We start from the raw sequence: 21,139 nt of genomic DNA, 5'->3' as shown, positions 1-21,139 counted from the left end.
ACCGGTCTCACCGGCTGACAGGTGGCTGAGGTGTTCGGAGGAAACGGTTCAGTGGGCAGGGATCCGGGTCATCTCGACCGATGTTGATCGGGAGATGCTCCAGCGGCGTCTCATCGAACACCGCGCGCACGCCCCCAGGTTCGAAAGCCGATCCAGCCACCATCCGTTTCGTATCCAACCAGCCCGGGACGCACTCTGCATTCACGACACCGGACTTGGAAAGCTCACAGACGGTTCCAGGCTTGACGGGGATCCGATAGATGTTGGGATGGCTGAATTCCCAGTACCTGGCAATCCCCTCTCCCCGCAGCGACGGATCGTGAAAGAGCATCGGCGATGATTCGATCAGCCATGGTTCGACGAGGCAGTCGATCCGCTCGGACATCTGCGCACGGTCACGAGCCGGTACCACGATAATCTCGGGCGGCAGCTTGGGATCGTCGTACTGCATTCCGATCGTGAAGCCACCATCTGTCATGGCGACACTCATCAAATCCGTCGCGTTCTCGAAGCGAGGGACATCCGTGAAGTAGATGAAGTGCCTGTCGTCGAGCTCGGCGCTGCCCTGATAGTTCCACTTGCTGGCACGTATGTGCCCGCTCTTCTTGATGAGCGGAAGACACTCGGTAGATGTGTGATGGAACAGCTTGAGCCTGAAGCCGTCATGTTCAATCGCTGCCTCTTGAGGAAGCGCATCCGCATCGGTCACTAGGCACTCGTAGAGGGCACTGCCGTCCGGATACTCAGCCAGCCGGCGATGTCGGGTGTACAGGATGTCCGCCCTGGCGGGTCTATTGAATACGACGTCGAAGTCAACACGGGCCCAATAGAACTGGCCTTCGTCCCCTTGGACGATGGCGATCGGGAGCATCGTTGGCCGCCATGCCTTCTCTCCGATGAACACAAATTGCGGGACCACGTGTCGCCCGAAAGGCAATACGACGTTCTGCACTTTGATCGCCCCGCGCACGGCTCCGCGCTCGACCAGATCGGCTTCGATCTCTGTCCAGTCCACTTCACTGAGATGGATGCTTTCGGCATTCACGAGAGATGGTACCGCTTGCAGCTCGCCGCTCGAATCAGAACGAGACACGATGAGTCGAGCGAATATCATTATTCCACTTTTCGCTGACCCTCGCCTCGTCGGCGAAGTCAGGCCACTGCTTCACCGCATCAATAACCTCGTCCAGGATGGAATCCGCTCGCCCGCGTTTCATTGATGCGGTGTCACCGAAGGCCCGGAAGTCCTCGCGTGTAAACCCGTCGCGTTTGCGGTTCATCGACATCTGGTGAGTGGAAGTCCATGCCCCTGAGGGGTTGTAGCTGTAGGACACGTCAAATGCCGGAGATAGCGACCATTTCCCTTTCTTGTCCATCAGGAACGCGATGTTCTTGACGTGGTCGTCCTGATTACGAGCCACGATGTTGAAGGCCATACGCCTGAACTGCTCCTCGATGTCGTCCATGGACAGCCCAAGCCGCCGAATGACCATGATCGCCTGCTCGTAGGAGTGCGACCCCGCATCGTTGAAGTCGAAGTGCCCGAGCGCCCCGAGCGATTGCATGTGGAGCTTGTCGCCCCCGTTGGTGCGATCAAAGCGTTGGGTCATGAAGTGTCGGCGGCCGTTTTCCTCGAGCAGGCGACAGTCGGCCATGCGGATACCCGCGGCTCGTGCCATGAGCGAGTATGCGTACTCGATCGCGCCGTACCCCTGCGGGTCGGCAAGCTCTTTGTCGCGGTTGTTCGACACCCCATCAAACTTGAGGAGCCAGTACTCAAAACCCGGGGGGGCTGTGATCTGTCCGGAGAGGATCTCGTTGGAGGTTGGGTTCCAGGCGATGAGTGCCTTTGCTCGCGCACCACCCGCGGAAGCGCTGACTTGCAGGATCTGCCGTAGTGCAGCCGCTTCTTGGCCATCTTCCCAGTTCGTGCTGAAGCGCTCCCGATCCGTGAGCACTTGCGATGCCAGCCGCACGAGTGCCGCGACTTCCAAAGGCACGGCTTCATCGGCTTGTGGTCCCTCGGCGGGTTCGAACTCGAGTGCGCCCATGCCCCGTTTGCCGGTATAGCACAGGCGCTCGACTGCATCAATCTCGTATGGCAAACGCCCTTGGGCAGCCAACCAGGCGTCGATGACGGCGTTACCGAACTTGTCGGGAAGCGAGTCTGCGAGCATTCCTGGCAACCTGTGAAACGATCGTTCGGCGAGACCCGGGAACCGGTAGACCTTGGAGGAGAGGGGCATCATTAAGGGCGCAACTTCGATGCCGCTCCGGCGGAACGGTTCGGTGTATTGGAACGAGGCCACGCCACCTGGCCCGTCGACCGTGACCGCACCGATCTGCCGCCCCCACATACGGACTTCGGCGACGGTCATGATTCAGTCCCTTCCTCGTCGCCCCAAGTCCACTCCTCGGATCCCTTCTCGCCATCGGACTCTGCGCGTCCGCTCGCTCTCTTGCGTCGCTTCTCCTTCGATCGCAGCAGTTCGAGCGGACTCGGAGTTGGCGGTGGCAGCAGCTCATCGATGTTGGCGAGCAGGTCGAGCGCGCGGAGTATCCTGATCAGGTTGGTCAGCTGGGTGGATTCTCCTCCCTCCAATCTGACCACCGTGCGTTTGGAGACACCGGCCTCCTTCGCGAGCTGGGCCTGTGTCCAGTCGAGCCGAAGGCGGTGCTGCGCGATCCGTTCGCCGATCGCGGTTAAAGCCGCCGTATCCGTCATGTACTTGGGGGTGTCCATAGGGCGTCCGTAAAGTGCCAATACTGGCAACTATATCGTCAATTCGCCCATAAAGCGACAGAATTGGCACCACAAAGTGGGCCGGGAATCAGCCCTGAGGCCCGAGAACGCGCTTTTCTGACCTCCTGCTGCCGGTCCCGGCACGCTTGGCCTTGCCAACCCGTGCAGTCGGTTCTTGAACGGCATAGGTGACCCGAGAGGCCCCCGCGAGGTGCGGGGGCACGCGAGGTTGCCGTGCCCGATCCCACCCCCAATCTCGAACAGGCGATCGCCGACAACGCCGCCGGGCCTGCCAAGGCCTCGGTGGACGGGCAGTCGGTCGAGCAGCACGCGATCCGCGACCAGATCGAGGCGGACCGCTACCTCGAGTCCAAGCGGGCCACGCGCCGGCGCGGGCTGGGGATCCGGCTGTTCAAGATCGTGGCCGGGGGGGCCGGGGGGGCCGGTGGCACCGGCGGACGGGAGGGCGGATGCTGAAGCGCCTGCTCGCCCCGCTCTCGCGCCGGGCCGACCCGGTCCGGGCCGCCACGGCGATCGTGCCTCAGCGGACACGGATGGTCCGGGCGCGGTTCGACTCGGCACAGACCACCGCCGACAACCGCCGCCACTGGGCCGCGGCCGACGGGCTCTCGCCCAACGCGGCCGTTAGCCCCGAGGTGCGGCGCATCCTGCGCAACCGCGCCCGCTACGAGGTGGCCAACAACTCCTACGCCAAGGGCATCGTCCTCACGCTGGCCAACGACACCATCGGCACCGGGCCTCGGCTGCAGATGCTCACGCCCGACACGTCGGTCAACGCCCGCGTCGAGGAAGCCTTCGAGGCCTGGTCGGCGGCGATCGACCTGCCCGGCAAGCTCCGCAGCATGCGGATGGCCCGGGCCGAGAGCGGCGAGGCGTTCGGCCTTCTGATCTCCAGCCCCGGGCTCGACACACCCGTCAAGCTCGACCTGCGCCTGCTCGAACCTGATCAGGTCTGCACGCCGTGGTTCGGGCGCACGCCCACCGGTCAGGCAGTGACCGATGTCGACGGCATCGTCTTCGACCCCAGCGGGCTGCCGGTGGCGTACCACGTGCTGCGGCACCACCCCGGCGACGGGGCGTGGCACACCGTTCGAGACCACGACACCTACCCCGCGGCGTCCGTGCTGCACTACTTCCGGCCCGACCGGCCGGGCCAGTGGCGCGGCATCCCGGACATCACACCCGCCCTGCCGCTCTTCGCGCAGCTCCGCCGCTACACGCTGGCGGTGATCGCCGCCGCCGAGACGGCCGCGGACTTCGCGGCGGTGCTCTACACCGATGCGCCCGCCAACGGCGAGGCCGACCCGCTCGAACCGATGGACGAGGTCGAGCTCGAGAAGCGGATGGCCACCGTGCTGCCCGGCGGCTGGAAGCTCGGGCAGGTCCACGCCGAGCACCCATCAACGACCTACGGCGAGTTCAAGCGCGAGATCCTCAACGAGATCGCCCGCTGCCTGAACATGCCCTTCAACGTCGCGGCCGGGAACAGCTCCGGCTACAACTACGCCTCGGGCCGCCTGGACCATCAGACCTACTTCAAGAGCATCCGTGTCGAGCAGCACCGCCTCCAGCAGACGGTGCTGGACCGCTTGCTCCGCGCCTGGCTCGATGAGGCCGCGCTGGTCGAGGGGCTGCTGCCCCAGGCGATGCGTGTGCGCGGCGCAGCCACACCGCACGTCTGGTTCTGGGACGGCGTCGAGCATGTCGACCCGGCCAAGGAAGCCAACGCACAGGCAACCCGCCTGGCCAACCACACCACAACGCTCGCGCACGAGTTCGCACGCCAGGGACGCGACTGGGAGGACGAGCTCCGCCAGCGGGCCAAGGAACTGGCCCTCATGCGCGAGCTCGGGCTGCCGGTCACCACCAAGGCCGGCGGCCCAAGCGACACAACGGGCGAGCCTGATCCCGAAGACTCCAATCCCGACACCGACGAGACCGTCACCGACGAAACCACCAAGGAGGCCGCGTAGCGATGTCACACCCCCGCATGATCCAGGCGTCCGCTGCTCCCGCGCAGCCCACTGCCCTTGCCCACTCAAACCCCGGCTCGCACCCCAGGACGCTGGCGCTCACCGCGCAGGCGGAGTTCGAGATCGAGGGCGCTGACACGGTCAGCGGCGACGGCGGCGCTGCCGCTCCTCTGCCGCGGTTCCGGATGATGGCCTACAGCGGCGGGCCGATGCGCGTCGCCGGCTGGCGGCACCCGGTCGTGATCGACCTGGCCGGGCTGGCGATCCCCTCCCCGTCGCGGCCGATCCGGTTCGGGCACGACGCGACGGCGGGCGTCGGGCACACCGACCAGGTGATGGTCGAAGAGGGGCGGCTGGTGGCCACCGGGATGATCTCCCGCGACACGCCCGCGGCCCGCGAGGTCGTGGTCTCAGCGCGCAACGGATTCCCCTGGCAGGCATCGGTGGGCGCGAGCGTCGAGGCGTTCGAGTTCCTCCGCGAGAACCAAACCGCGACCGTCAACGGACGCGAGGTCGCCGGCCCCTTGAACATCGTGCGCAAGTCCACGCTCGGCGAGATCAGCTTCGTCGACCTCGGGGCTGACGGCTCGACCTCGGCGACCATCGCCGCCGGCGCTGCCGCGGGGGACGATGCATCCGATCCCGTCCAGGGCGCGGGCACCCCTGCGCCCGAAGCGAACCAGCCCGCGATCACCGACCCGGTGCAGACCATGCGGCAGCAGATCGCCGCCGAGAGCGAGCGGATCGCCGCCGTGCGACGGCTGTGCGCGGGCCAGCACCCCGAGATCGAGGCCCGCTCGATCCGCGAGGGCTGGGACGCGACCAAGACCGAACTGGAGGTCCTGCGGGCCAGCCGACCCAAGGCCCCTGCCATTCACGCCCCCGCCGCGCCGGCGGTCAACCAGCGGGTTCTCGAAGCCGCGTGCGTGCTCTCGGGCCGGTTGACCACTCCCGAGCGACACTGTGCGGAGCAGGATCTGGAAGCCGCGACGCGGGCTTTCGGGCAGTCGATCGGGCTCCAGGAACTGCTGCTCCACGCCGCTTGGGCCAACGGCTACACCGGCCGGACGTTCCGCGACTGGCACGGCGTGATGGATGCCGCGTTCGGAAGGGGCATCGAAGCGTCCAACAGCACGATCAGCATCGGCGGCATCCTCTCGAACGTCGCCAACAAGTTCCTGCTCGAAGGCTTCTTCAGCGTCGAACGCACCTGGCGGAACATCACCGCGGTGCGCAGCGTGACCGACTTCAAGGCCGTCACCAGCTACCGCCTGACGGGCAACGACCAGTACGAGCGCATCGCGCCCGGAGGCGAGATCAAGCACGGCACGCTGGGCGAGGAGACCTACACCAACCGGGCCGAGACGTATGGCCTCATGCTGTCGATCGATCGCACCGACATCATCAACGACGATCTGGGCGCGATCACCAGCGTGCCCCGCAAGCTCGGCGCGGGCTCGGGCAAGACCATCAACGACATCTTCTGGAAGACCTTCCTGGCGAACTCGGGCTTCTACACGGCGGGCAACAACAACTACCTCGCCGGCGCGGACACCGCCCTGTCAATCGACGGGCTGACCAAGGCCGAGGTCGCCTTCATGGACCAGGTGGACTCCGACGGCAAGCCGCTGGGGGTGATGCCGCAGGTGCTGCTGGTGCCCACAGCGCTGTCGGCGCTGGGCAGCCAGCTCTTCAAGAGCATGGAACTGCGCGACAACACCTCGAGCGCCAAGTACCCGGTGACCAACCCACACCAGGGCAAATTCCGCGTCGAGGTCAGCCGCTACCTGGGCAACGCGGCCTACCCGGGCCAATCGAGCAAAGCCTGGTACATGCTCGCCTCACCGGCGGACCTGCCGGTCATCGAGGTGGCGTTCCTCAACGGACAAGAAGCCCCGACCATCGAGACCGCCGAGCAGAGCTTCAACCGGCTGGGGATCCAGATGCGCGGCTACCACGACTTCGGCGTGGCGCTGCAGGACCCGCGTGGCGGCGTGAAGAGCAAGGGTGAGGCATGACTCAGTTCGGCGGCGGCGGGTTCGACCCTGTCGACCCCGGTGACACAGGCAACGGCAACGGAGGCATAGCGATGGCAACCACATTCGTACAGCAGGGCGCGGCGATCGACTACACGCCGGGGGCCGACACGCCCGCGGGCACGGTCGTCGTGCAGGGCGATTTGGTCGGGGTCACCCGGGTGGATCTCAAGGCGGGCCAGCTCGGTGCGCTCGCGGTCGAGGGGGTCTTCGACTTCCCCAAGGCGACCACCGCGGGCACGGGCTTCACCGCCGGTCAGCTCGCGTACTGGGACAACACTAACGACATGGCGACCAAGACCGCGACGGGCAACAAGCTCATCGGCAAGGTCGTGCGGGCCGCGGCGGACGCCGACGCGACCATTCGTATCCGGCTGTCGCAGTAAGCGAACGTATCGATCGGAGGCTTCACCGTGGCGGACCTGCTCGAACAAGGCGCATCGTTCCTCGATACCCAGCGGCACGCGCACATGACGCGACCGGTGGTGTACCAGCGGGGCGCTGCTCAGGTCGAGCTCAACGCCACCATCGGCCGCACGGAGTTCGAGCAGGCCAACGAAGCCGGGCTCATCCACCGGATCGAGTCGCGTGACTTCCTGGTCCGCACGGCTGATCTGGATCTGGGCGATGGCCCCGCCTTGCCCAAGGCCGGCGACCGCGTCCGCGAAACCGTCGGTTCATCCGTGTTCGTCTACGAGGTCAATGCGCCCGGCGGCCAGCCGCCGTGGCGGTACAGCGACCCGTACCGCAAGGCGCTTCGCATCCACACCAAGCACATCGCCACCGAGGACCTTCCGTGACCAGTGTTCCCACGAACGGACATCCCCCCAGGCCTACGCCCCCACCGAACGGCGGGCACCGGTGGGCCGCGATCGCACTGACCATCGGCATGGCGGCGCTGGCCGTCACGGTCCAGTGGGGTGTGGTGACCACCAAGCTCGACCACGTCGAGCGGCGGCTGGACGAGCTCATCGTTGAGGCTCGGTCGCTGCGGGCCGAGTACCAGGCGATCGAGCGCCGGGTGTCCTACCTCGAAGGCCGCTTCATCGGAGGCGCGAAGGGACCATGAGCACAATCAGCACCCTCGCCGACGCGGTGGCCGAGCACATCAACGCGGGCACCTACGCCCAGCCGGTCTCGGCCGTCCGCACCTACCAGCCCGCGTTCACACTCGAGGAGCTCGGCGAGCTGCGGGTATCAGTCGTGCCAAGGACGACCACCGTCGCGGCCGCGAGCCGCGAGAGCAGCACTTACGAGCATGTGCTCGATGTGGGCGTGCAGAAGAAGCTGCCGGCGGAAGACGATCAGCCCGCGATCGATGAGCTGCTCGAACTCACCGAAGCCATCGGCGACCGCCTGCGGCACACGCGGCTGGCGGGGTTCCCCGAGGCGGCGTGGGCTGGCCTTGCGCACGAGCCGGTCGTCTCCAGCGAGAGCCTCGAGCAGCACCGCGTATTCACCAGTGTTCTGAGCGTCACCTACCGGGTGAGGAGGTAACCGATGGCAATCAAGCTCGGCATGGAAGCCAAGCTGCTCTACCTGGTCGGCGGCCAGGGCGGGGCCGGCTCGTGGACAGCGATGGACAACGTCAGGGACGTGACCCTCAGCCTCGAAGCGGGCGAGGCCGACGTGACCACCCGCGCCAACGCGGGCTGGCGCGCGACGGTCGCCACGCTCAAGGAGGCGAGCGTCGAGTGGGAGATGGTCTGGGATACCGCCGACGCGGGGTTCACCGCCATCAAGAACGCGTTCTTCAACAACGACCTGATCGGGCTGCAGATCCTCGACGAGGCCGACGGCCAGGGGCTGCAGGCGGACTTCTCGATCACGAACTTCAGCCGCAACGAGGCGCTCGAGGAGGCCATCACCGTCTCGGTGACGGCCAAGGTGACCTACTCGGACACGGCCCCGAGCTGGATCGGCGGATAACGGATCGGAGGCATCGATGCGCACGTTCAAGGACAACCAGGGCCGCGAGTGGACCGTCGAGATCACCGTCGCGGCGATCAAACGCGTGCGTGGGCTCGCGGGCGTCGACCTCATGGAGGTGCTCGAAGGGTCAAACGGGCTCATCGAGAAGCTCGTGCGCGATCCCGTCCTCTTGTGCGACGTGATCTACGCCGCGTGCAAGCCACAGGCGGATGAGCGTCAGGTCACTGACGAGACGTTCGGCGCATCGATGGCCGGGGACGCGATCGAGCACGCCACGGCGGCGCTCCTGGAGGAACTGGTGGATTTCTGCCCGAGCTCGAGGGACCGGGCCAACCTCGGGCGGGTGCTCAAGGCCACACGCGAGGTGATGGACAAGGCCCGGGACGTGGTGGAACGCCGGATCGACGAGCTGATCGACGGCGGGGCGCTGGAGCGGGCGGTGCTCGAAGCGGTGCCGCCGACGGTCGAGGCGGCGGCTGGCGGCTCGTCTGGCAGTGCGCCGGCGTCCTCGGCATCGATCCAGCCCCCCTGACGCTGCGAGAGCTGGTCGCGATGGCCGAGGCCCGCCAGCGCGACGAGTGGAGCCGGACGAGTTCGGTCATGGCGCTGGTGGCCAACACCCAGCGCAACCCCAAGAAGACCCGCCCGTTCCGGCCCGGCGACTTCGACCCGTTCGCCCGGGCCGCTGACAAGCGAGCCCAAGTCATCCCGGCCCCCGTGTCGGTGCTCAAGGACGTGTTCATCAGGAACCAGAAGCAGCAAGGAGGCACGCGTGAAGATTGATCCCAAGCATCTGGCCTTCGGCTTCGGCGTGGTGATGCTTTCGCTCGGGCTCGGCGCGTGCGCCGGCTTTGACCTGGGCGACGTCGTCAAGGTCAAGACGCCGAGCGGCATCCAGCAGACCCGCGGCCTGCCGCGCACCACCACGCTCAACGAGGCCGAGGCCGAGTACCGGGCCTGGTTCGAGGACACCCAGCGGGTCGGGGCCCAGTGGAAGGCGTCGATCGAACGCGGCGGCGAGATCCGCGGTCTCCTGGGGCAGATCACCCTCTCGGCCCTCGACGACTTCGGCCCCACGCTCGCGGGCGTGCCCATCGCGGGCCCGGCTCTGCCGGCGCTGACTGGTCTGGCGGGACTGTTCATCGGCGCAGGGCGACTCCGCAAGGAGAAGGAGGCGTCGTTCAACAAGGGGCTGAAGGAAGGCCGCGTGGTGCCCAGCGGAGGTACACCCGCGTGATCACCATGCGGATCAAGGACGTGTTCTTCGACCGGCCCGCGGTGAAGCGGTCGGTGGACGCCGCCAAGCGCCGCGTGCTGAGCAAAGGTGGGGCGTTCATCCGCACCGCCGCCCGGACCAGCATCCGCAAGCGCAAGGGCACGGCCCCGCCCGGCAAGCCGCCGCACTCGCACGAGGGCTCGCTGCGGCGGCTGATCCTCTTCGGCTACGACCGCAGGTCCGACAGCGTGGTGGTCGGACCGGTGGGCTTCAAGAAGAGCGTCGCGCCGCGAGCACTCGAGCACGGCGGCGCGACTGTCGTCGTCTCGCGCCGGCGTGGTCGCCTGCAGAGCCGCAAGGTCAAGATCGCAGCCCGTCCCTACATGGCCCCGGCGCTCGAACGCGAGCGCCCGAAGCTGCCGGTGCTGTGGCGCAACAGCGTACGGAGGGGGTCGTAGATGGCCGACACCCGAGGCATCCGGGCTGGGCGGGCGTTCGTCGAACTGGGCGTCAGCGACAAGCTGTCGGCCGGGCTGCGGCGCGCCCAGAAGCGGCTCAAGGCCTTCGGGGACGGGCTCCGCAGCGTCGGCACCAGGCTGACTGCGATCGGGGCCGGCGCGGTCGCCTCGCTGCTGAGCACGGTCAAGGTGTTCACGGCCATGGGCGACACGCTGGACAAGATGAGCAAGCGCACCGGCGTGAGCGTCGAATCGCTCAGCGAGCTCGGCTTCGCGGCCGAGCAGTCAGGCGCGGACCTCGCGACCTTCGAGAAGGGTGTGCGGTCCATGCAGCGGTCGATCAACGACCTCGGACGCGGGCTTTCCACCCAGACGGACGCGTTCGCCACGCTCGGGCTGACGATGGCCGACCTCGATGGGCTCTCGCCCGAGGCGCAGTTCAAGCTCATCGCCGAGCGGCTGAGCCAGATCGAAGACCCAAGCCGACGCGCCGCGATCGCGATGCAGATCTTCGGCCGCGCCGGCTCGCAACTCTTGCCGCTCATGGAGGGCGGGGCCGCGGGTATCGAGGAACTTCAGGAGCAGGCCCGTCGGCTCGGACTGACCGTCTCAACGCAAACCGCCAAGGACGCCGCGGAGCTCAACGACACGCTCAACATCCTCTGGCGGGTCATCAAGCAGGGCGTGTTCGTGATCGGCTCGGCGCTTGCGCCGGTGCTCCAGGACCTGGCCGAGCGCATCACCCGGGTCATCGTCGGCGCATCGGACTGGATCCGCCAGAACCGGGCCGTGGTCGTCTCGGCGCTCAAGGTCGCCGCCGCGGTCGCGCTGGCGGGCGTGGTCCTGATCGGGCTGGGCGTGCTGGTGGCGGGTGTCGCGGCGACCTTCGGCCTGCTGGCGAGCATCATCACCGGCGTCGGCACAGCGCTGGGCATCGTCGGAGCGGCCCTGGGCGCGCTGCTCTCGCCCATCGGGCTGGTGGTGGCGGCGGTCGTCGGGCTCGGCGGCACGCTGCTGGTCACCTCAGGCAAGGGCGGCGAGGCGCTCGCTTGGCTCATGGAGCAGTTCACGCGCTTGCGCGATTGGGTTTCCAAGGTCACCCGCGGCATCTCCGACGCCCTCGCCGCTGGCGACATCGCGCTGGCGGCCGAGATCCTCTGGCTGTCGCTGAAGGTCATCTGGCAGAAGGGCGTGGCGGCGTTGAACTCGGCGTGGCTCGAGGCACGGCGGTTCTTCGTCTCGACCGCCCAGTCGATGTGGTACGGCGCGCTGGCGGCCGCCCAGATCGTGCTGCACGCGCTCGAGGTCGGCTGGATCGAGACGACGGCGTTCCTCTCCAAGACCTGGTCACGCTTCACGGGCGGGTTCCAGAAGGCATGGGAGTCGGCCTCGTCGTTCGTCGCCAAGCGGATGCTGGAGATCCAGGGGCTGTTCGACGATGGACTGGATGTCGAAGCGGCCAAGAAGGCCGTGGACGAGCAGCTCGAGCAGCGGCTTGGCGAGATCGACGACCGCACCCGCGCGGCCCTGGCCGACCGCGAGGCCCGGCGATCATCCGAGCGCGACCGATCCAGCGATCTCAACGACGCCACGCTGTCGGAGATCGGCAAGCAGTACGAGGACGCCCAGAAGGCGCTCGATGCCCAGACCGATGAGCGGGTCACCGATGCGCAGCGCGAGCTGGAAGCCGCCCGCAAGCGGCTCGACGATGCCATCGAAGAGGCCCGCAGGCGTCGCGAAGAAGCCGAGGCCGAACCCGACAGCCGCCCGCGCAACCTGCTGGCCGAGTTCGAGGACCGCCTGCGCGGCATCGGCGACCTCGTGGCCGAGGGCATCTCGGTGCGCGGCACCTTCAACGCCAGCGCCGTGCAGGGGCTGGCCTCCGACGACGCCGTCGCCGAGCGGACGGCCAAGGCCACCGAGCAGACCGCCAAGCACACCCGCCAACTCGCCGACGCCGCCAAGAGTGGCGGCCTGACTTTCGCATGAGCAGGACCTTCGCGTAGGAGCAACACCCCGTGCCGATCACCGTGACGGAGAAGTTCGAGAGCCGCCGGTCCACCAAGGGAGACAACCCTTCGGCGGAGCTCGTCTACACCGTGCGCGGCACCAACGACGACCTCGCGGCCCGGTCCGCCGCCGAGGCCGAGAGCCCGGGTACCTACGACGGCCTGCCCCGGCAGACGGTGTCGGTCGAGCCGGTGGGATTCGAGCTGTGGGAAGCGACGGCCCGGTACGCTCAGGCCCAGGGCGGCGGGTTCCCGCAGACCGGCGAGAGCGTCTTCAGCTTCGACACCGGCGGCGGCACCCAGCACATCACCCAGAGCAAGCAGACGATCTCGAGCCACGCGGCATCGGGGACGACCGCGCCCGACTTCAAGGGCGCGATCGGCGTGACGGGTGACGGCGTCGAGGGCGTCGACATCACTGTGCCGGTGTACCAGTTCAGCGAGACGCACTACCTGCCGGCCAGCCAGGTCACGCAGGCGTACAAGGCCGCGCTGTTCAACCTGACCGGCAAGGTCAACAGCGGCTCATGGAAGGGCTTCAGCGCGGGCGAGGTGCTGTTCCTGGGCGCGTCCGGCTCGCGTCGCGGCACGGGCGTGGACTCCGACTGGGAGATCACCTTCCGCTTTGCGGCGAGTCCCAACGCTTCGGGAATCGCGGTCGGGCCGATCAGCGGGATCAGCAAGAAGGGCTGGGAATACCTGTGGGTCCGCTACGCCGACGCGGAGGACGCGGGCTCGCAGGCGATCGTCAAGCGCCCGGTCGCGGCGTACGTCGAGCGGGTGTACGACCAGGGCAACTTCTCGGCGCTGGGGATCTGAACCATGACCGACGCCTTCCGCAAAGTCCGATCCGGCCAGCCGCTGGTGATCCCCGCGCGGGCGTATAACGCATTCGTCGATGCGGCCGTGGCCGAGCGCCGGCGCGAGCAGACGCGTGGCGGTGGGCCTCTGGCCGACGCCATGCCGCGCGGCCTGGTGCTCGTGCGCAACGACTCCGATCAGACGATCGAGCCGTACCACGTACTCGCGATCTCGGGCGTGCTGGTCGAGCCGGGCGAGAACGACCAGGAGCGGACGTTCCACAGCCGCACCCCGCTGACGGGCGAGATCGAGACCGAGGGCTCAAGCCCGATGGCGTTCGTGCTGGCGACCCAGCCGATCAAGGCGGGCGAACTTGGGCGGTGCGTGCTCACCGGCGTCACGCCCGCGCGGGTGTTCGTCAACAACGAGCTCGACACCACGTGCGATCTCGCGCCCGACGAGACGGTGCTCACCAGCACACCCATGGGCGGCGTCCCGATCCTTTGGAAGGAGGAAGGCGTTGGGGAGAAGTGGGCGGTGATCGAGATGGGCCGGCCTTCGTCGGGCCGCGTCACCGCGATCCTCGGCGCGGCCCAGCCGATCCCCAGCGAGCACAACCGCTGGCGCTACCCGTGGCAGGAGGCCCGCCTCGACGGCGATCCTGGCAGCGAGAGCTACCTCCGCTACGTGGCGGTGCCGGAGGGCCTGTCATCGCAGCTGCCCAGCGGCGGCGAAGACCCCACGCTATTGGCGATCAACCGCTTCGAAGCGCACCACATGAATACGGCCGAACCGGGCTCGGGCTTCGAGGGCCTGCTGGGCCTCGGCCCGGTGTGCGACCTGCCCGGGGTGTTGCCCAAGTGTCCGCCCGCGCGGTCGCTTCGGCCCACGCTCGTACCCATCCCCGAAGGCGTGTGCGTGCAGCTCACCTGCGAGCGCAACAGCAAGGGGCGGCCCGTCTGGGTCTTCGAAGCCATGACGCTGATGGAACTGGCCGACCCCGCCGACGGCGACCGCAAGTTCAACCTGTTCGTGGAGGGCGGGGCATGAGCACCACCACGAATGACCTCGACACCCGCCGCGACCACGAGCGGGCCAAGTACCTGGAACTGGCCGCGCGGCCGGGCTCGGCGTATGGCTCAACCAATCACGGTCGCCACGCGGTCCCGATCGTGCGGGGCTGGAAGCCGCGCCTCGTCGTGGACTTCGGCTGCGGACGCAACGACTTCATCCGACACCTGCGCCGGCTGGGCATCGACGGGCTGGGCGTGGACTTCGCGTTCGACGACGCCGATGTCGTCAAGCCCATGCACGCGACGGGGCTCGTGGAAGGCGTGGCCGACGTGGTCACCTGCTTCGACGCGCTCGAGCATCTGCTGCCCGAGGACGTGAACCCGGTGCTGGCCGAGATGCGCCGCGTCGCCCGGCCGCGGGGGTGGTTCTGCGTCTCGGTGTGCACACGACCCAGCCGCATCACGGCCCTGGGCGAGAACCTGCACCCGACCGTGCGGCCCATCAACTGGTGGCTCGACCGCATCGGGCGCGTGGGTGCGGTAACCGATCGCCGGGCGGCCGGCCGCTACATCATCGGGAGGTTCACCCGCTGATGCGCGAGAACCAGTCGGACATCGCGGCGCTCCAGCACGGGCTCAAGTCACGCCGGCCCGCCCGGGACGGGCTGCGCCTGTATACCGCCGACTTTGACTCGGTCTCGCTCGCGCGGTTCTACCGCGGCCGCTCGGCGTTCCTGATCCTCTCCGGTCCGTCACTCAACCAGGTCGATCTCTCGCTGCTCAATCGGCGGGGCATCGTCACCATGGGCGTGAACAACTCGTGGACGATCCACCGGCCGACGCTATGGACCTGCGTGGACGACCCGGGCCGGTTCATCGACACCGGCTGGAAGGATCCGGGCATCCTCAAAATCGTCCCGACGTGCATGTGGTCCAAGCGGCTGCGCATCCAGACGATTGATCGTCAGGGGGGCGTCACGATGCGCGACAGCGCCTTCAAGGTCCACCAGATGCCGAGCGTGCTGTTCTTCCGCCGGGCCGACCACTTCGACCACGAGCGGTTCCTGACCGGGGACTCGATCCCCTGGGGCAACGACGGCAAGACCGCGGACTCACTCGGGATCGTCGGCAAGCGGAGCGTGATGCTCGTCGCCCTGCGCCTGCTGCACTATCTGGGCTTCGGAACGGTGTACCTGCTCGGCTGCGACTTCAAGATGGCCCCGGACCGGCGCTACGCCTTTGACGAGTATCGCTCCAAGGACGCCATTCGCCACAACAACGTGCTCTACGATTCGCTGGCCCGGCGTTTCGAAGCCCTGCGGCCGCACTTCGACAAGCACAAGTTCCGCGTGGTCAACTGCTCACCGGGCAGCGAGCTGCGGGCGTTCGAGACGATGACCTACGAGGACGCGGTGGCGGCGGCGAGCGCCGAGTGCGCCAAGCGCGTCAGTTCGCAGGGCTGGTACGAGCCGAATCCGTCGACCGAGAAGACGCCCGCAAAGGAGGCCGCCCGATGAGCGACGGCCCGACGCGCTACTACCTCTACATCCCCGTCTGGGCGACAGGTACGCCGCCGCAGGGCGGAGGGTCGAGCCAGTACTCGTCGGGCTCGGGGTCCGCGCCCAGCGAGACGCCCTCGTCGTCGCCGTCGATGCCGTCGAGCGAGCCGTCGAGTTATTCGACCACCGGCGACGTGATCTACACCACCGGGCCCGGTGGCACGCCCACGCTAACGACCTACACGACCGACGCGTTCACCACCGATAGCGGCACCACGCAGTCAGGCAGCGGCACCCCGACCGAGACCGCCTCCAGCCAACCCACCGAGTCGAGCGGAAGCGGATCCGGCGGCTCATCGAGCGGCGGCGCGAGTTCGTCGGCCGGCAGCTCGGGCTTCAGCAGCGGGCAGTCGTCGGGCGGTTCGTCCGGCGGCTCCTCGGGTGGCTCATCCGGCGGCGGCTCCAGCGGGGGCGGATCTTCGGGCGGCGGGGGTTCCTCCGGCGGTGGCGGTTCGTCCGGGGGCGGTGGGTCGTCGGGCGGAGGCGGATCCTCTGGCGGCGGTGGCTCCAGCGGCGGAGGCGGTTCGTCCGGGGGCGGTGGGTCGTCGGGTGGTGGCGGCTCCTCCGGGGGAGGGTCGAGCGGCAACTGCCTCCTCTTCGGCACCCTCGTCCGCCTGGCCGACGGCCGCATGACGCCCATCGAGAACCTGAAGCCCGGTGATTTGGTGGATTCCGTCCGCGTCCCCGGCCTCGAGGTCGATGTGCCGTACCGCGCCCAGTACAACTGGCTGTCCCACCACGGCCTGCACGGTGCCGAACGCACCGAGGCCCGCGTCGCCAGCGTGACCCTGGGCGAGCACCAAGGCTTCGTCGTCATCAACCGCCGCATCAAGGCCACGCCCGAGCACCCGATCCTCATCCGCCGCGGCGACGAGTGGGGCTTCGCATCCGCCGAGTTCGTCCAACCAGGCGACCGCCTGGTCGACGACCAGTTCAATGAGGAACCAGTCGAACGGGTCGATCGGGTGGAAGCCCCAACGCGGACCGTGGCCATCCACATCCCCGGCACCAACACCCTGCTGGCCGAGGGCGTCTGGGTCCACAACGACCTGCCCGCCACCGCCGCCTCCTCCGGATCGGGCAGCGGCATCTCGGCGTCCGCATCCGGCTCCGGATCGGGCTCCAGCAGCGGCTCGGGCTCATCCGGCAAATCGAGCGGCTCCTCTTCTTTCTCCTCCTCGGGCTCCTCCAGCGGCTCGGCCAGCGCCTCCGCCTCCAGCAGCGGCCCGGGCTTCTCGGCGACCGCGAGTAGCCAGAGCGGCGCGCTGACCGAGGCTACAGGGCCGGGGCAGTCGGTGAAGAAGTAGTCTGCTAGGAGCTCGAAGTGATCCACCGCAACCGAAGTGCATTGGTAATCACCGAAACCGAACTGAGGCTCATTGCCGCCGCGGCAATCATGGGGCTCAGCAGGACGCCGAACACCGGATACAAGATACCCGCGGCGATCGGCACGCCCGCGGCGTTGTAGGCGAAGGCGAAGAACAAATTCTGGCGGATGTTCCGCATCGTCGCGCGGCTCAGTTCGCGTGCCCGCACCAGACCGTTGAGATCACCACCGACAAGTGTCATCGAGGCGCTCTCGATCGCCACACCGGCCCCGGTGCCCATAGCGACACCGACATCGGCCTGAGCGAGGGCGGGGGCGTCGTTGACGCCGTCTCCCGCCATTGCGACCTTCTGGCCCTCGCTCTGGAGTTTGCGGATGATCTCGGCCTTCTGGTCCGGCAGCACCTCCGCCTCGACGCGGTCAATGCCGAGTTGGTCGGCGATGGCCTGCGCCGTGGTGCGATTGTCACCGGTGAGCATGACCACCGTCATTCCCTGCCGGTGCAGGGCGTCGATCGCTTGCCTAGTGGACTTCTTGATCGGGTCGGCAACGGCAAGAAGGGCTGCCGGCGTTCCATCGATCGAGGCGAACATCGAGGTCCCGCCCTTGCGCCGCTGCTCATCGGCACGTTCGGCCATGGACTCAACGGCAACGCCCTCATCTCGCATCAGCGCGGGCGAACCGATGGCTACACGCACGCCGTCAACCGTGGCGATGATTCCTTTGCCGGTGATGCTCTCGAAGTCCGCGGCGTCGAAACGCAGCTCGGTCCTGCTTTCCAGGCCGGAGACGATTGCTTCGGCAAGGGGATGCTCACTGCCCCGCTCCGCCGCCGCGAGCAGAGCGAGTACTCGCTGTTCATCCATGCCTTCCGCCACCTCGGCCACCACGAGTTCTGGCCTGCCTTCGGTGAGGGTTCCGGTCTTGTCGACGACGATGGTGGTGATCTTCTCGAAGGTCTCGAGCGCCGCGGCGTTCTTGATCAGCACGCCCTGCTTGGCCCCTTGACCGGCCGCAACCATGATCGACATAGGTGTGGCCAGCCCGAGGGCGCACGGGCAGGCGATGATGAGCACGGATACCGCCGCGACCAAGGCGTAGCTGAAGGCCGGCGACGGTCCGACCAGCATCCACGTGCCGAAGGCGATGATGGCGATGACAACGACGATCGGCACGAACCAGGCCGCGACCGCGTCCGCGAGCCGCTGGATAGGCGCTCGGGATCTTTGGGCCTCGGCGACCATCTGGACGATCTGGGCGAGGGTCGTATCCGACCCGGTCCGGCTGACCCGCATGACGAACGAGCCCGCCTTGTTCACCGTCCCACCGGTGACTCTGTCGCCGCTCGTCTTCTCCACCGGCACTGGCTCACCGGTCAGCATCGACTCATCGATGGTACTTCGCCCCTCGAGGACCTCTCCGTCGATAGGGACCTTGTCACCCGGTCGGACCCTGACACGATCGCCTGGGTGTAGTTCCTCGACCGCGACATCCTGCTCGCTTCCATCGTCGGAAATTCGACGGGCGATCGGGGGCGCGAGTTCAAGAAGTTCTCGGATCGCGCCGCCGGTCCGTCTTCGGGCGCGGAGTTCCATGACCTGCCCAAGCAGCACCAGCGTGACGATCACCGCGGCTGCCTCGTAGTAGACCCCGACCCGCCCCGACTCGTCCCGCAGGGAATCCGGGAAGAGCTGCGGGGCGATCGTGGCCACCACGCTGTAGACGTATGCCAGAGAGACGCCGATCGATATCAGCGTCCACATGTTGGGCTGCAATGCGCGGACGGATCGAACGCCCCGGACGAAGAACGGCCAGGCGCACCAGAGCACCACGGGGGTTGCGAGGACCAGCTCACCCCACTGGCTCACTGCTGGATCAATCCACTTGAGGAACGGGTGTCCGAAGAGCATGTTGCCCATCACATACACCAGCAGCGGCGCGGTGAAGGCGGTGGCGACCCAGAAGCGACGGGTCATGTCCCGCAGCTCGGTGTCGTCATGTGCCGCGGTCGGGTCGAGTGGCTCAAGTGCCATTCCGCACTTCGGGCAGTCACCTGGTCCGATCTGGCGAACCTCGGGGTGCATGGGGCAGGTGTAGATGGCATCTTTCGGACCCTCGTGCCGTGGCGATGCGTGGTCCGAGTGCGTGTGTGAGCAACAGGAGTGCGACGCTGCTGGTTGTGGCATACCCGGATCGCCGCTTGGCACAAATCGCTCGGGATCGGCCCTGAATTTGTCGGCGCAGTGCGTACTGCAGAAAAGATACTCGGTACTGTCATGCTCGATGGTCGCCGCGGCGTTCTCGCGGGTGACGGTCATGCCACATACTGGGTCGCGTGCCATGGATCCTCCTATCGGGCGTTCTTGTAGAGCAGATCGATCAGCTCATCGCTGGCCGCATTAAGAGCCTTCTCGCCCTTCCCCGCGGCCTCCGTTATGCAGTGCTTCAGATGGTGGCGCAGCACTTCGCGGCCAACGCCGCGGAGGGCCTGCTGCACCGCTGCGATCTGGGTCATCACGTCGACGCAGTACCGATCCTGTTCGACCATCTGGGCGATGCCTCGCACCTGGCCCTCGATCCGCTTCAGGCGTGCGAGGTTGGCCTCTCGATCGGCCGGGCAGACCCCATGAGCTGTCCGATGTGTCTTTTTGGTACCCATACCCCCTAAGGGTATGTGAGAGGCCCGCGGTTGTCAAGCCCTCAGTCCGTCTCCGCCTTCCCCCTCTCGTCCCCGGTTCTTAGAAACCACCATTCGGCTCCGAAGATCAGGGCCATTCCCCCCAGCGACACGGCTACTACGAGCGGGTCGGTGGTGAGCTTGAGGTAAAGGAAGGCCCCGAGCACGACGGCGTCGAGGATGAGGGCGGTCAGAAGGACCCACGCCTTGGCGTTCAGCTCTGTTCGCAGGTACTTGAACACGCCCCAATGGATCGCCATGTCCATCACGATGTAGAAGATTGCGCCGAGAGAGGCGATTCGGCTGAGGTCGAAGAAGACGGTAAGTGCGAGCGCGACAACAGCGGTGTACACCAGTGTGTGCTTCTGGATGCGACCCGGCATGCCGAAGTGGCTGTGCGGGACCAGCTTCATGTCCGTGAGCATCGCGAGCATCCGGGAGACGGCGAACATACTTGCGATGATGCCGGAGATAGTGGCCACGATCGCAAGGCCGATCGTCAGCCACTCGCCCCACTGACCGACCGCCGGACGGGCGGCCTCGGCGAGCGACGAGTCGCGAGCGGCGATGATCTCATCCACGCTAAGGTTGCCCGCGACGGCGAGCGTCACGAGCAGGTAGAGCCCGGTGCAGATGAGCAGGCTGAAGATAATGGATCGGCCGACGTTCTTCTTGGGCTCCTTGATCTCATCACCGCTGTTGGTGATGGTCGTGAAACCCTTGTATGCCAGGATCGACAGTGCGACGGCGGCCAGAAACCCGGTAATGCCGCCCTGGGCGTCGGATGATGCGCCATCGCCCGCCAGCGTGTCGAAGGAGAGCCCCGACACCCAGAGTCCGATGCCCGCGAAGGCCGCGATGCCGACGATCTTGACGATCGCGGTGACCTTGCTCAGCCCGCCGATGACCTGGTTGCCAAGTAGGTTGACAACAAACGCGACGACGATCAAACCGACGCCGAGCGCGGGCACGAGCCATGAGTCGGACCCCTCGCCGAAGATCCGCATCGTGTATGTGCCGAACGTGCGGGCGACGAGGCTCTCGTTGATGACCATCGAGAAGTACATCAGCAGCGAGCAGCCCGCGGTGACAACGCCCGGGCCGTACGCCTTCTTGAGGATCATCGCGATGCCGCCCGCGGACGGGTACTCGTTGCAGACCTTGATGTACGAGTATGCGCTGAAAGCCACCACCACAGCCGCCGCGATGAATGCTACGGGAAAGAGCCCGCCGGCGAGCTCGGCGACCTGACCGGTCAGGGCGAATATGCCCGCGCCGATCATGACGCCGGTTCCCATCGCGATCGATCCGGTAAGCGTGAGGCTGCCGCTGCGGTACTCGGACCCGTGATTGTGCTCGTCGTGTTCTGCCATG

Annotated in this window: 24 protein-coding genes; 18 read left to right on the top strand and 6 right to left on the bottom strand. The window is 67.2% G+C overall.

Going from position 1 to position 21,139, the window contains the following annotated elements; all coding sequences use genetic code 11:
* Positions 1-7: 7 nt before the first annotated feature.
* Genes AAFX79_03220 through AAFX79_03210 form a run of 3 tightly spaced genes read right to left on the bottom strand, consistent with a single transcriptional unit; the run spans position 8 to position 2,743 of the window.
* A complete protein-coding gene (locus AAFX79_03220; protein ID MEO1007553.1) occupies positions 8-1,045 on the bottom strand; it encodes a hypothetical protein in 1,038 nt (345 codons plus the stop codon).
* Positions 1,046-1,079: 34 nt separating this feature from the next.
* Positions 1,080-2,381: a type II toxin-antitoxin system HipA family toxin gene (locus AAFX79_03215; GenBank protein MEO1007552.1), complete on the bottom strand. Its 1,302-nt coding sequence runs from the start codon at positions 2,379-2,381 to the stop codon at positions 1,080-1,082.
* Positions 2,375-2,743, bottom strand: a complete 369-nt coding sequence (locus AAFX79_03210; GenBank protein ID MEO1007551.1) for a helix-turn-helix domain-containing protein — start codon at positions 2,741-2,743, stop codon at positions 2,375-2,377. Before AAFX79_03210 ends, AAFX79_03215 begins: the two co-directional genes overlap by 7 nt.
* 234 nt (positions 2,744-2,977) lie before the next feature.
* Between AAFX79_03210 and AAFX79_03205 the strand changes: the two genes are divergently transcribed.
* The 18 genes from AAFX79_03205 to AAFX79_03120 all read left to right on the top strand — a co-directional run bounded on the left by AAFX79_03205 (position 2,978) and on the right by AAFX79_03120 (position 17,068).
* Positions 2,978-3,220 (top strand): hypothetical protein, encoded by a 243-nt coding sequence (locus AAFX79_03205; protein ID MEO1007550.1) that lies wholly within the window; start codon positions 2,978-2,980, stop codon positions 3,218-3,220.
* Entirely contained in the window at positions 3,214-4,737 is a 1,524-nt protein-coding gene (locus AAFX79_03200; protein ID MEO1007549.1) for a phage portal protein, read from the top strand. The genes AAFX79_03205 and AAFX79_03200 overlap by 7 nt, the downstream gene beginning before the upstream one ends.
* 2 nt (positions 4,738-4,739) lie before the next feature.
* Complete coding sequence (locus AAFX79_03195; GenBank protein MEO1007548.1) at positions 4,740-6,755, top strand: Mu-like prophage major head subunit gpT family protein; 2,016 nt, start codon at positions 4,740-4,742, stop codon at positions 6,753-6,755.
* 71 nt (positions 6,756-6,826) lie between these two features.
* Positions 6,827-7,159 carry a DUF2190 family protein gene (locus AAFX79_03190; protein ID MEO1007547.1) on the top strand — a complete coding sequence of 111 codons (333 nt, stop codon included), beginning with the start codon at positions 6,827-6,829 and terminating at the stop codon, positions 7,157-7,159.
* A gap of 27 nt (positions 7,160-7,186) precedes the next feature.
* Positions 7,187-7,573, top strand: coding sequence for a hypothetical protein (locus tag AAFX79_03185; GenBank protein MEO1007546.1), 387 nt, complete (start codon positions 7,187-7,189; stop codon positions 7,571-7,573).
* Between the two features lie 89 nt (positions 7,574-7,662).
* The gene (locus tag AAFX79_03180) at positions 7,663-7,842 is read left to right on the top strand and encodes a hypothetical protein (GenBank protein ID MEO1007545.1); all 180 of its coding nucleotides are present in this window, start codon (positions 7,663-7,665) and stop codon (positions 7,840-7,842) included.
* Complete coding sequence (locus AAFX79_03175) at positions 7,839-8,270, top strand: hypothetical protein (protein MEO1007544.1); 432 nt, start codon at positions 7,839-7,841, stop codon at positions 8,268-8,270. The genes AAFX79_03180 and AAFX79_03175 overlap by 4 nt, the downstream gene beginning before the upstream one ends.
* Positions 8,271-8,273: 3 nt before the next feature.
* Positions 8,274-8,702, top strand: a complete 429-nt coding sequence (locus AAFX79_03170; protein MEO1007543.1) for a phage tail tube protein — start codon at positions 8,274-8,276, stop codon at positions 8,700-8,702.
* A 16-nt stretch (positions 8,703-8,718) separates the two neighbouring features.
* Positions 8,719-9,237 carry a hypothetical protein gene (locus tag AAFX79_03165; GenBank protein MEO1007542.1) on the top strand — a complete coding sequence of 173 codons (519 nt, stop codon included), beginning with the start codon at positions 8,719-8,721 and terminating at the stop codon, positions 9,235-9,237.
* Between the two features lie 20 nt (positions 9,238-9,257).
* Entirely contained in the window at positions 9,258-9,488 is a 231-nt protein-coding gene (locus AAFX79_03160; protein MEO1007541.1) for a hypothetical protein, read from the top strand.
* Positions 9,478-9,942 (top strand): hypothetical protein, encoded by a 465-nt coding sequence (locus tag AAFX79_03155; protein ID MEO1007540.1) that lies wholly within the window; start codon positions 9,478-9,480, stop codon positions 9,940-9,942. The genes AAFX79_03160 and AAFX79_03155 overlap by 11 nt, the downstream gene beginning before the upstream one ends.
* The gene (locus AAFX79_03150; protein ID MEO1007539.1) at positions 9,939-10,379 is read left to right on the top strand and encodes a hypothetical protein; all 441 of its coding nucleotides are present in this window, start codon (positions 9,939-9,941) and stop codon (positions 10,377-10,379) included. Before AAFX79_03155 ends, AAFX79_03150 begins: the two co-directional genes overlap by 4 nt.
* On the top strand, positions 10,380-12,368 hold the full coding sequence (locus AAFX79_03145) for a hypothetical protein (protein ID MEO1007538.1): 1,989 nt from the start codon (positions 10,380-10,382) through the stop codon (positions 12,366-12,368). It abuts the gene before it with no gap.
* Positions 12,369-12,397: 29 nt separating this feature from the next.
* Positions 12,398-13,207 carry a hypothetical protein gene (locus AAFX79_03140; protein MEO1007537.1) on the top strand — a complete coding sequence of 270 codons (810 nt, stop codon included), beginning with the start codon at positions 12,398-12,400 and terminating at the stop codon, positions 13,205-13,207.
* Between the two features lie 3 nt (positions 13,208-13,210).
* On the top strand, positions 13,211-14,239 hold the full coding sequence (locus AAFX79_03135; protein ID MEO1007536.1) for a hypothetical protein: 1,029 nt from the start codon (positions 13,211-13,213) through the stop codon (positions 14,237-14,239).
* Complete coding sequence (locus tag AAFX79_03130) at positions 14,236-14,796, top strand: methyltransferase domain-containing protein (GenBank protein ID MEO1007535.1); 561 nt, start codon at positions 14,236-14,238, stop codon at positions 14,794-14,796. Before AAFX79_03135 ends, AAFX79_03130 begins: the two co-directional genes overlap by 4 nt.
* Positions 14,796-15,719 (top strand): hypothetical protein, encoded by a 924-nt coding sequence (locus AAFX79_03125; protein ID MEO1007534.1) that lies wholly within the window; start codon positions 14,796-14,798, stop codon positions 15,717-15,719. The genes AAFX79_03130 and AAFX79_03125 overlap by 1 nt, the downstream gene beginning before the upstream one ends.
* Positions 15,716-17,068 (top strand): Hint domain-containing protein, encoded by a 1,353-nt coding sequence (locus AAFX79_03120; GenBank protein MEO1007533.1) that lies wholly within the window; start codon positions 15,716-15,718, stop codon positions 17,066-17,068. Before AAFX79_03125 ends, AAFX79_03120 begins: the two co-directional genes overlap by 4 nt.
* 4 nt (positions 17,069-17,072) lie before the next feature.
* Here the strand turns inward: AAFX79_03120 and AAFX79_03115 are convergent, their stop codons facing one another.
* Genes AAFX79_03115 through AAFX79_03105 form a run of 3 tightly spaced genes read right to left on the bottom strand, consistent with a single transcriptional unit; the run spans position 17,073 to position 21,138 of the window.
* Entirely contained in the window at positions 17,073-19,430 is a 2,358-nt protein-coding gene (locus tag AAFX79_03115) for a heavy metal translocating P-type ATPase (protein ID MEO1007532.1), read from the bottom strand.
* 8 nt (positions 19,431-19,438) lie between these two features.
* Positions 19,439-19,747 carry a metal-sensitive transcriptional regulator gene (locus AAFX79_03110; GenBank protein MEO1007531.1) on the bottom strand — a complete coding sequence of 103 codons (309 nt, stop codon included), beginning with the start codon at positions 19,745-19,747 and terminating at the stop codon, positions 19,439-19,441.
* Positions 19,748-19,788: 41 nt separating this feature from the next.
* Positions 19,789-21,138, bottom strand: a complete 1,350-nt coding sequence (locus AAFX79_03105) for an APC family permease (GenBank protein MEO1007530.1) — start codon at positions 21,136-21,138, stop codon at positions 19,789-19,791.
* Between the last annotated feature and the right edge of the window lies 1 nt (position 21,139).

The sequence above is a fragment of the Planctomycetota bacterium genome, assembly GCA_039819165.1.
Lineage (GTDB): Bacteria > Planctomycetota > Phycisphaerae > Phycisphaerales > UBA1924 > JAHCJI01.
The sequence above is the reverse complement of the archived record's forward strand: the minus strand, read 5'-3'. Positions and strand labels throughout refer to the sequence as shown.

Excerpts from the sequence above, each read along its gene's own strand:
- AAFX79_03210 (MEO1007551.1), bottom strand. The coding sequence starts at position 2,743 with ATGGACACCCCCAAGTACATGACGGATACGGCGGCTTTAACCGCGATC.
- AAFX79_03200 (MEO1007549.1), top strand. The coding sequence starts at position 3,214 with ATGCTGAAGCGCCTGCTCGCCCCGCTCTCGCGCCGGGCCGACCCGGTC.
- AAFX79_03195 (MEO1007548.1), top strand. The coding sequence starts at position 4,740 with ATGTCACACCCCCGCATGATCCAGGCGTCCGCTGCTCCCGCGCAGCCC.
- AAFX79_03190 (MEO1007547.1), top strand. The coding sequence starts at position 6,827 with ATGGCAACCACATTCGTACAGCAGGGCGCGGCGATCGACTACACGCCG.
- AAFX79_03180 (MEO1007545.1), top strand. The coding sequence starts at position 7,663 with ATGGCGGCGCTGGCCGTCACGGTCCAGTGGGGTGTGGTGACCACCAAG.
- AAFX79_03175 (MEO1007544.1), top strand. The coding sequence starts at position 7,839 with ATGAGCACAATCAGCACCCTCGCCGACGCGGTGGCCGAGCACATCAAC.
- AAFX79_03170 (MEO1007543.1), top strand. The coding sequence starts at position 8,274 with ATGGCAATCAAGCTCGGCATGGAAGCCAAGCTGCTCTACCTGGTCGGC.
- AAFX79_03165 (MEO1007542.1), top strand. The coding sequence starts at position 8,719 with ATGCGCACGTTCAAGGACAACCAGGGCCGCGAGTGGACCGTCGAGATC.
- AAFX79_03160 (MEO1007541.1), top strand. The coding sequence starts at position 9,258 with ATGGCCGAGGCCCGCCAGCGCGACGAGTGGAGCCGGACGAGTTCGGTC.
- AAFX79_03145 (MEO1007538.1), top strand. The coding sequence starts at position 10,380 with ATGGCCGACACCCGAGGCATCCGGGCTGGGCGGGCGTTCGTCGAACTG.
- AAFX79_03135 (MEO1007536.1), top strand. The coding sequence starts at position 13,211 with ATGACCGACGCCTTCCGCAAAGTCCGATCCGGCCAGCCGCTGGTGATC.
- AAFX79_03130 (MEO1007535.1), top strand. The coding sequence starts at position 14,236 with ATGAGCACCACCACGAATGACCTCGACACCCGCCGCGACCACGAGCGG.
- AAFX79_03125 (MEO1007534.1), top strand. The coding sequence starts at position 14,796 with ATGCGCGAGAACCAGTCGGACATCGCGGCGCTCCAGCACGGGCTCAAG.
- AAFX79_03120 (MEO1007533.1), top strand. The coding sequence starts at position 15,716 with ATGAGCGACGGCCCGACGCGCTACTACCTCTACATCCCCGTCTGGGCG.
- AAFX79_03115 (MEO1007532.1), bottom strand. The coding sequence starts at position 19,430 with ATGGCACGCGACCCAGTATGTGGCATGACCGTCACCCGCGAGAACGCC.
- AAFX79_03110 (MEO1007531.1), bottom strand. The coding sequence starts at position 19,747 with ATGGGTACCAAAAAGACACATCGGACAGCTCATGGGGTCTGCCCGGCC.
- AAFX79_03105 (MEO1007530.1), bottom strand. The coding sequence starts at position 21,138 with ATGGCAGAACACGACGAGCACAATCACGGGTCCGAGTACCGCAGCGGC.